The organism is Vicinamibacteria bacterium, from assembly GCA_035620555.1.
In the GTDB taxonomy this organism is placed as follows: domain Bacteria; phylum Acidobacteriota; class Vicinamibacteria; order Marinacidobacterales; family SMYC01; genus DASPGQ01.
In genome coordinates, this window is the sequence record DASPGQ010000306.1 from 1 (window position 1) to 8,358 (window position 8,358).

11 protein-coding genes are annotated in these 8,358 nt (G+C 60.2%); 6 read left to right on the plus strand and 5 right to left on the minus strand.

What is annotated here, in order from left to right:
* The 3 genes from VEK15_12395 to VEK15_12405 all read left to right on the plus strand — a co-directional run.
* The coding region (locus VEK15_12395) for an XRE family transcriptional regulator (protein ID HXV61490.1) at nucleotides 1-881 on the plus strand (881 nt) is incomplete at its 5' end.
* Nucleotides 882-890: 9 nt separating this feature from the next.
* Complete coding sequence (locus VEK15_12400) at nucleotides 891-1,217, plus strand: hypothetical protein (protein HXV61491.1); 327 nt, start codon at nucleotides 891-893, stop codon at nucleotides 1,215-1,217.
* A gap of 198 nt (nucleotides 1,218-1,415) precedes the next feature.
* Entirely contained in the window at nucleotides 1,416-2,324 is a 909-nt protein-coding gene (locus VEK15_12405; protein HXV61492.1) for a PP2C family protein-serine/threonine phosphatase, read from the plus strand.
* Between the two features lie 329 nt (nucleotides 2,325-2,653).
* Here VEK15_12405 and VEK15_12410 read toward each other — a convergent pair whose 3' ends face one another.
* The gene (locus VEK15_12410; protein HXV61493.1) at nucleotides 2,654-4,093 is read right to left on the minus strand and encodes a radical SAM protein; all 1,440 of its coding nucleotides are present in this window, start codon (nucleotides 4,091-4,093) and stop codon (nucleotides 2,654-2,656) included.
* 289 nt (nucleotides 4,094-4,382) lie between these two features.
* Complete coding sequence (locus tag VEK15_12415; protein ID HXV61494.1) at nucleotides 4,383-4,679, minus strand: RNA-binding protein; 297 nt, start codon at nucleotides 4,677-4,679, stop codon at nucleotides 4,383-4,385.
* A 318-nt stretch (nucleotides 4,680-4,997) separates the two neighbouring features.
* Between VEK15_12415 and VEK15_12420 the strand changes: the two genes are divergently transcribed.
* Complete coding sequence (locus VEK15_12420) at nucleotides 4,998-5,234, plus strand: RNA-binding protein (protein ID HXV61495.1); 237 nt, start codon at nucleotides 4,998-5,000, stop codon at nucleotides 5,232-5,234.
* Nucleotides 5,235-5,463: 229 nt separating this feature from the next.
* Here VEK15_12420 and VEK15_12425 read toward each other — a convergent pair whose 3' ends face one another.
* The 3 genes from VEK15_12425 to VEK15_12435 all read right to left on the minus strand — a co-directional run bounded on the left by VEK15_12425 (nucleotide 5,464) and on the right by VEK15_12435 (nucleotide 7,051).
* Nucleotides 5,464-5,889, minus strand: a complete 426-nt coding sequence (locus VEK15_12425) for an SRPBCC domain-containing protein (GenBank protein ID HXV61496.1) — start codon at nucleotides 5,887-5,889, stop codon at nucleotides 5,464-5,466.
* A gap of 99 nt (nucleotides 5,890-5,988) precedes the next feature.
* Nucleotides 5,989-6,561, minus strand: a complete 573-nt coding sequence (locus tag VEK15_12430) for a hypothetical protein (GenBank protein HXV61497.1) — start codon at nucleotides 6,559-6,561, stop codon at nucleotides 5,989-5,991.
* Nucleotides 6,562-6,712: 151 nt separating this feature from the next.
* Entirely contained in the window at nucleotides 6,713-7,051 is a 339-nt protein-coding gene (locus VEK15_12435; GenBank protein HXV61498.1) for a YnfA family protein, read from the minus strand.
* A 518-nt stretch (nucleotides 7,052-7,569) separates the two neighbouring features.
* Here VEK15_12435 and VEK15_12440 point away from each other — a divergent pair.
* Nucleotides 7,570-7,896, plus strand: a complete 327-nt coding sequence (locus tag VEK15_12440) for a metalloregulator ArsR/SmtB family transcription factor (GenBank protein HXV61499.1) — start codon at nucleotides 7,570-7,572, stop codon at nucleotides 7,894-7,896.
* Between the two features lie 45 nt (nucleotides 7,897-7,941).
* The coding region (locus VEK15_12445) for an arsenate reductase ArsC (GenBank protein ID HXV61500.1) at nucleotides 7,942-8,358 on the plus strand (417 nt) is incomplete at its 3' end.

Genomic DNA, 8,358 nt, shown 5'->3' on the forward strand with positions numbered 1-8,358 from the left:
CCGTTGGGGCCGACGTTACCGAATCCTACATTTCCCAGTTGTTGACTCGAAAGAAAGCTCCTCCGGCACCCGAGCGAACCGACATTTACTCCAAAATGGAGAAGTTGCTCCGACTTCCGAAAGGTCGGCTCTCGAAGCTCGCCGAGCTCCAGCGCAAGGAAGAGCTCAAGCGAAAGGTTCTGGACCCGCCCGCGCCCCTATTCAAGGAGGTTCGGAAGCTCATCCTCCGAAAATGCGCCTCCCACAAGAGAGAGCAAGTCCGAGCCATTTTCGAGAGGCAGCCGATCGGTGAGATCGAACGCCTGATCACGCAGAAGCTTCTCGACGTGGTGAAGACGCTCGCCAGGGAAGAATTGGACAACGAGAGGTGGCTTCGCATTTTCGCACGAGCCAGCAACCGCAGTTACGAAGAGGTGCGGGTCGATATCCTCGAATTTCTCGATACCGATGTCTTCCACGTATCCGATGAAGATTGCGTCTCGTTCATCGACCCGCTCATCGAGTCCTGGGACATCGACTTCGCAACCTTCGGCATTGTGATAAGCCTGAATCGCAGACTAGGGCCCGCGTCGCCAAAGCGATTCGGGTTCGTGGAACAGGATCTGGAGCCGACCTGCGGCATGGAACCTGGGCTCGAAGAGTTCCTCAGCAATAGCTCTCTTCGCGGCGACGTTACCCAAGAGGAGATCGAGTTTCTGAAGAGGCTTAGATTCAAAGGAATGCGGCCTACGCCCCTTTATTTTTACCGCGAGGTGCAGAGCCTACGAGACCCTCTACACTTCCGCAAGGCCCAAGCCGCTATTCATTCTCGACCCAATTCAAGGCCAGATTCTAGGCCCAATTCAAGGACCGAGAGCCGCCGGCAAAAGCACGGTGCGTAGAGGAGATAGATGGTCAGCACACTAAGGTCGGAGTATGTCGGATTCACCGTCAACGAGACTGCTCGGGTCTACAAAGTGCGCGTGAGGGGGCCAGACGGAATATGGCATTATTCTCAGATAGCCATTCCCAACCAGTCCTTTCTGTCGAATCGAGTTCGCTACCAAGACGCCGCGGAGATTTGCTTCCTGAAGCTCCTACGAGAATTGAGCCGAGGTAACCAGGACTGCGTGCCGGCATCTCACATTGAGATCACCGAAGCCGAGCTCGAGGAGTATCGAGAAGCCCACACGAAGAAACCGACGCCGCCGCTCTCGGTAGCGGCCACCAAGTCATGAATCTTCGCGGAGGCTCGCGGTCGACAGAAGACACCTCGAAACACACCCGTACGCCCCGGCCTTGCGTCGCGCTCCTGGACGCTTCTTCGTCGCAGGCGCGGACGCAACACCGTGAGCAGATCGAGCCGAGAGCCGCTCGCGGGACAACAGCCGGCTGAATGTTGTCTCGTTTTCCCGTCTGAAAGCCCACACAACCGCATGCCAGAGAAGACGCTCGTCGAGAGCTTTGCGGGCGAGCTGGAGAACTTCGAGAGTATCGCGGCCGCTCTCCGGCCGATGCCGAATGATCTCCCGACGCTTGAAGGCATCGAAGTGGGTGGACGCACGCTAGCGTTGAATGGCGGTTCGGGTGGCGATCATATCGTCTACATCGACTTCGACCGGCGCTGCGATCTTCCAGAGAGGATTCGACAAGCGAACATCCGGGGAAGGTTCGATATCATGGCCAAGCTCGAAGACTGCAAGAAGAAAGCAGGGATCCTAATCGCCGATGTCTCCGGTCACAAGACCACGGATGCGTTCGTCGCGGGAATGCTTCATCAGGCCTTTCTTACCGGCGTCCTCTACGAGCTGGAGGACCAAGGCACGATTACCCCGCGACTCTTCGAGCATCTGTCTGTCCGGTTCCACGATTCCATGGCGGCGGGTAAATACATAACCGTTCTCTATGGCGAGATCGATTCCTCGGGCCGGTTTCGGTTCATCAGCGCCGGCCACCAGATTCCCCTGGTGTTCTCGCATCTCCGGGGATCTTTCATGGAAATCAGCCCGGACTGCCTCTATCAATGCCCACCTCTGGGAATGATGCCCTTCGAGCACATCGATCGGACAAAACAACCTCGGCCCCCACTCGGCTTCAAACGACGATACGAAGTGAACGTCCTGAACCTGATCGGATCCGGGGATATGCTCTTGCTTTGCACGGACGGCGTCACCGACCACGCCTCGGGAAAAGCGCCGTACATCGACGACAGGCTGGAGGCATTTTTTCGCGCCCATAAGGACCGACCCATTGACGAGTTCGTGGATTCTCTTGCGGCGGACATTCGTGAGTTCGCTCCACTCCACGACGACGCGAGCTTCGTCGTCGTCCGAAAAGGTAGGTGACCCGCTGTCGCCGCAAGGCGGAACAATTTCGACTTCGGACTTCGCGCGCGGCTCGTTGGATGATCCTTATGAGAAAGCAAATCAGCGGGGCTTCCTGATAGGACGCGCTGCTCGAAAAACGCGCGATTAGGGAATCGTCAGCGTGTAGATCCGTGCTTCACTGCCCATTGGAGCCACCCGCAAGCGATATCGGCGAGACGTGTCATTGACGGTGAATCCAAAGATACTCCGACCCGGGTATGGTGGCCATTCGGTCTCCTCCAGGCGAGTCGTGGAAGGACGGAAGCGCGCGGCTCACCGCCGCGTGGTATCAGCGGTCGGCAACCGCCCTAGCGCGACGCCGGTACCTGTAAGTCGGGGAGAGGCTTGGCGCGAAACAGCCGGGCAGCGGGCTTTGCGATCCATCGAGCGAGATTCGTCGCTCGTTGAACGCGGGCGCTATCCGTCGCGATACCCGTGTTCGCGTACATTTGCCGGTAAAGCTTGGACAGCAACACGAATGCGAGGCGCGAACGAAGCGTCGGGGTGCACTGAGAGCGCTTCCACACCGAACTCAACCTGTAGAAACGGTTCCACGCCGCTTGAGTTCGACTCCGAATCTCCTCGGGGGACAGCTCTGGATGATGCGTATAGATCTTTGGGCGAAGCTCCTGCGGGATGAGCCAGTGGCGGGTAAGCGGGAAGCCACCGATCCGTGTTGGATCGTCTGCCATCGACTTCTCCCATGCGTGGAAATCCACCGTTCCCGGAAACGGCGTCATCATCACGAACTGAGCGAAGGTGAGGTCGGCTTCCTGAGCGAGTTGCGCGGTGGCGTCGAACGTGTCCGGCCGATCCGTCGGTAAACCGAAAATGAAGGAGCCCAGGACATGGACCCCGTGCTTTCGGAACGTCCGCAGTCTCTTTATCAGTTCTGGACCGGAGGCGTTGAAGTCTTTGTGGACCGCCTTGAGACCTTCCGGCGTGACCGACTCGATCCCAACGAGCGCCCCTTTGATGTTGGCATTACGCATGGCATCAAGAAACGTCGGATCCTCCGCGGCTTCCATAGTGATCTGGGTAAAGAACACCATATCGGACGGTAGCTTCGCCATCCCGGCCATCAGCTCGAAGCGCTCGTCGCGAAGCGATTTCAGCTCCTGCAGCCGGGCTCTGTCGCCGCGACGCTCGGCCAGACGCAGGTCGTTTAGCGCCACCGGATAGAAATTGTCATCGGCAAGCGCGATGAACCGAAACCCGAGACGGCGCAGCTCGACGATTTCTTGAATGACCACGTCCGATGCCCGCTGACGCGGCTTCTGGCCGTCAGTGCGCCACACCGAACAAAACGAGCAGTGTTTGGGACAGCCCCGTACCGTCTGCACCGAGGCCCACATGTAGTCCCTCGCGGAGAGGAGCTCCCAGCGCGCGGGCTTGAATCGATCGGCCGCGATTCTTCCGGCTTCATAAACTCGGTCCGGCTCGCCCGCAGCGCACTGGGCAAGCACTTTAGCCCATACGACGTCACCGTCTCCCTTGACGACGCCGTGCGCCTGGCCGAGATCGAGCGACTCCTCCGGATAAAGGGTTGCGTGTATGCCGCCGTAGATTACGAAAGCGCCGCGCTCCCGAGCCATCCGGCCGACTTTGTAGCCCCGGAGCGCGTTGCCGGTGTGGATGCCGATACCGACTACGTCGCCCTTCTCGATCGTCGAGGAGTCCAGCTGCTCGAGAGTCTCGTCAACGATCCGTGGCGTGCCGTACTCCTTCGGCGTGGCGGCCGCGAGCACGAAAAGCCACCTTGGCGTAATAACGCCAATGCCGAAGGAACTATCGCTCGGGTTGACGAGGTGAACCCGCATATCGGCGCTGCAGGATTGGTAAGTCGGCACAGCCGGTTTCCGTCAATCGGCAGTCACCGGAATCTCGTTCCGAAAGGCCGCCCATCTCGCCCACAGGCGATGCACCTGCTGCCGGGCGTGGTTTCCACCGAGGTAGGCGGGCGCTCGATTCGCGAAAGGGCTCGAGTCCTGGGATCTCGAGCCCTTCGCGAGAACGGAGTTTTCCGGTTGGGCCGGCTTACCAGCGCCGTCCGCCGCCGCGTCCGCCGCCGCCGCCGCCACCGCCGCCGGTCCTGGGCCTGGCTTCGTTGACGTTCAGGGCACGCCCGCCGAGCTCTTTTCCATTGAGGCCTCGGATGGCCGCTTGCGCGGCTGCAGTTTCGGACATCTCGACGAATGCGAACCCACGCGGACGACCGGTATCACGATCGGTGATGACGTTGACACTGCTCACCTCGCCGTAGGCCGCAAAGGCGTCTCTGAGCTGCTGCTCGGTGACGTCGAAAGAACAATTACCTACATAGATGTTAGCCATGAAACGGGGACTCCTCTACGAAAGGGCCAAAGCGAGGGCTGACGAAGTGCGGTGGGAATCACCAGCAGAAGAATCTACGAAAAGCCATCGGATAGCCGAATGAGCTATCCTCGACAATTTCCGTGCAATTGTCAAATCGTCGGTCTCGAGAGTATCGACCCCGATCCGAGTTTTCCGAAGTCCCATTTCTTCCGAGGGGTTCGTCCAGAGGCTTTTGCGCCTGAGGGCGCGATTGGGATAGAGTTGAACTTAACACGACCGGTAAAGTCTGACGGGTACCCATCAGGTTCGTCCCGGGCGTGCCCTCGAAAGGAAAACATGAAACTCTACGTGGGGAACCTTCCTTACAAGATGTCTGAGCAATCCCTACGCAATCTGTTCTCGCGGCACGGACAGGTAGAGTCCATCTGGATGGGAAACACTCGTGTAGGCTCTCCTCACGGCTATGGTTTCGTTCATATGGCGGACGGTCCGACTGCCGAGAAGGCCATCACGTCACTCGATGGCCTCGAGTTCGAGGGAAAGCCGATCACGGTCCACAGAGCAAGAGACTGACCGCTCATTTGGCGATGGAGTGCTCGACGGCGTTTCGTACGTGACGCTCTGGTCCGCTGCGTCCGCCCGACTGTGTCGTAGCTGGTGTGGACTCTAAGGAGCTACCCTCAGACCCGATTCCTTTACGCATGTAGTCCCGTGTCTCTAATACGTTCGCGAACGAGGAAGATTCTCTTCGATGGTAGTAAGCGAGATCCCGGGCCCGAGCAACCTCCACCCGCGCGGTCACTCACTGGTCGACGAAGCCATCGTCCCAGAGCCGCTCTCGATCGTGGTTGCGAAGGTCGATGCCGAAAGCAATCCATGCCTTCAGGGGAAAGAGAACGTTCAGCCAGCCGGCGTGCACCTCGTTCCAGTCCTCGGGACGGACATCGGTGTGGGTGAGCGTTACGTCCGTGCCACGTTTTCCGTCGGGCGCCAGCTCGAAGCGGGCGACACCGCCGAAATAGTCGACGGCGAAGACGGAGTCCGCCTTTCGCTCGAGGATCCGGCTCCGGTAGCTCATGCCGTTGATGAACTCGAAATGAATCACGCCGTCTACCTCACGGGCCGACTCGGCCCAAAAGGAGGCGCGCCCCTCGTCGCTGTTCAACGCTTCGTAGACCTTCGACGGCGGTGCCGGTATATGGAGCTTCCACCGAATCGAGCCGCCCACCGAATCGCCTCTCACGGGCCCACTCGCTCAATTCGCGGAAATACCACGCCCGTACCCCACCGCGTTCGCGTCGGAAAACCCGTATGGCACATGCCAAGGCTAGCCTCTACGGCCACCGATGCGCCAGATCTTGCGAGAGTCTCCGTGCGCCAGGCGCCTCGCCCACGTGGTCGGGTAGTCGAGGAGCGCTCGGTTGTCCAAATCCTCCACTCGATGAATGTCAAGGCCGGCGCGTCGATAGGGCTCTCGCAGGCGGGTCTCGACCCGAGCCGCGGAAATACCCTGGTAATCTCGCAACGCCGGTATGGAAGGATCCCGTCGCGGATCGTAAGAGAACACGATCTCGAGCGACGCGTCCGTTCGACAGAGGGCGGCGATCGCCTCGAGCGTCGCCGGCTCCGGAGCGGCGACCGCGAGGAGGAGCTCTCCCCAAGGAAGAAGGATCGTCACCCGATCAGCCACCCCCGGAAGCTCCCGCGAAAGCTCCGTCGCGCTCGCCGCGATGCACAGAAGATTGCGAACGCCTCCGCGCGCCTCTCGGCGGGCGGCGCGCCACGCGGTTCGGCTCAGCGAATCCGCATTCACATCCACCGCGACGAAGAGCCGCGAAGGTTCCCTCCGCGCCAGGCGCAACGGCCCCTTGCCGTCGCCACTACCCAGATCGATTTGGATACGCGGCTCGTAGGCCGCGACGAGCTGTCAGACCTACGGTCCGTACCGCGTCATACCGTTTGCTGTGACGATCCTCACTTCAACCTCCGAGCTCGATAGAATCGAATCATTGTAGCGCGACCGTCGGACGGGAGTGGCGGCGCCGGTTTTCTCACGATCGAGGCGCGTACATGATGGTGGCGACGCCCAAGATGCAGAAGCCCGCGCCGATCCCGTCGAAGCGGTCGGGAACACTCCCGTCGAAAAGCCATCCCCAAACGAGGGACAGGACGACGAAAACCCCACCGTAAGCCGCATAGACTCGCCCGAAGTGGGCGGGTTGAAACGTGGGGATGATGCCGTAGAGAAATAGAACCACCCCGCCGGCAAGGCCCAGCAGGACGCCCCGCTGATTGCGGAGCCACAGCCACACGAGATAGCCGCCACCGATCTCGCAGATGCCGGCGACCACGAAGAGCGCGACGGATTTGAGAGTGAGTTGCAGGGGCATCGATTCCACTCCTTTCGGCAAAAGACTCGTCGACGCGGGTCCTTCGTTCTTGACCGAGCGGAACGAAGATATATCTCGAAATACCAGAATGAGCTCACGACTACCCACCTCTCTGTACTCAATGCCGTGACGGGACCCGCGATCGCCCGGCCGCCACGGCTCGGCCTTTGCGGCGCTGCGCGCCGATCTCGCGGCAGACGTTTTGGCCGCCGCTCGGCAGGCTGGGCTGTACTTTTTCGTCAGCCTGCCAAAAGTCGGGGTTCTCCTTCACGATACCGGGGGGTCTTTGTGGCTGTGCACGGGGTTCGGCATCGAAGAACAATGTGTCTTCTGCCGGCTCGGTCCCAAATCAAGTAGTATGCAGGGTGCTGATATAGGAGCCTTGCGGCACCAATTTGGCGAAGGGCGAAGCAAAACCGGAAGCTCAGAGGTCAACGCGATCGATACGGATTCACTCGATGCCCACTTCGGTGACAACTCGTCGGAACCAACGGTCCTCGGTAGACTCCATCAACCTGATGTTCCGGGCGTTCTCGGACCGCACCCGGCTCCGAATCCTGAACCTCCTGAAGGACGGGGAGCTATGCGTTGCGGACCTGGTGGTCATCCTCGGAGTGGGTCAGCCCAAAGCGTCCCGCCACCTGTCCTACCTGCGGAGGGCTGGGCTCGTCGAAGTCCGCGACCATGGAGTCTGGAAGTTCTATCGGCTCGCTCCCGCCAGCACGACTTTCCACGAGCAGCTCCTCCGCTGCTTGGGGGGCTGTTTCCACGACGTCCCCGAGCTCGCCGAAGACCTGGCTCGCGCGGCGCGCCTCCGCAAAAGCGGCGGCTGTTGCACGGCGTAAAAAAATTTGAGATAAGACATATGCATAGGCGAATATCAAAATCGCATGAAAACCGTTCTCTTTGCCTGCACCCATAACGCCGGTCGATCTCAAATGGCGGCCTCGATCTTCAACTCGATTGTGCAACCGGGCGCGGCCCGAGCGATCTCCGCAGGCACCGAGCCGGCAGTGAGCGTCCATCCGGAAGTCCTCATGGCGATGAAGGAGCTCGGTATCGACCTGTCCGGAGCTCGCCCCCAGCTCCTTACAGAAGACCTGGCAGCGAGCGCGCAGTTTCTCATCACGATGGGCTGCGGAGAGAAATGTCCCGTCGTTCCCGGCATCGAGCGCGAGGACTGGGAGCTTCTCGACCCGAAGGGACGTCCCCTCGAGCAGGTTCGCGCCATTCGTGACGACATCCGGAAGCTCGTCGAGAGACTGATTGCCACACATGGATGGGGTCGAGCCACGCCAGGCACAGGC

Excerpts from the sequence above, each read along its gene's own strand:
- VEK15_12400 (HXV61491.1), top strand. The coding sequence starts at position 891 with ATGGTCAGCACACTAAGGTCGGAGTATGTCGGATTCACCGTCAACGAG.
- VEK15_12405 (HXV61492.1), top strand. The coding sequence starts at position 1,416 with ATGCCAGAGAAGACGCTCGTCGAGAGCTTTGCGGGCGAGCTGGAGAAC.
- VEK15_12415 (HXV61494.1), bottom strand. The coding sequence starts at position 4,679 with ATGGCTAACATCTATGTAGGTAATTGTTCTTTCGACGTCACCGAGCAG.
- VEK15_12420 (HXV61495.1), top strand. The coding sequence starts at position 4,998 with ATGAAACTCTACGTGGGGAACCTTCCTTACAAGATGTCTGAGCAATCC.
- VEK15_12435 (HXV61498.1), bottom strand. The coding sequence starts at position 7,051 with ATGCCCCTGCAACTCACTCTCAAATCCGTCGCGCTCTTCGTGGTCGCC.
- VEK15_12440 (HXV61499.1), top strand. The coding sequence starts at position 7,570 with ATGTTCCGGGCGTTCTCGGACCGCACCCGGCTCCGAATCCTGAACCTC.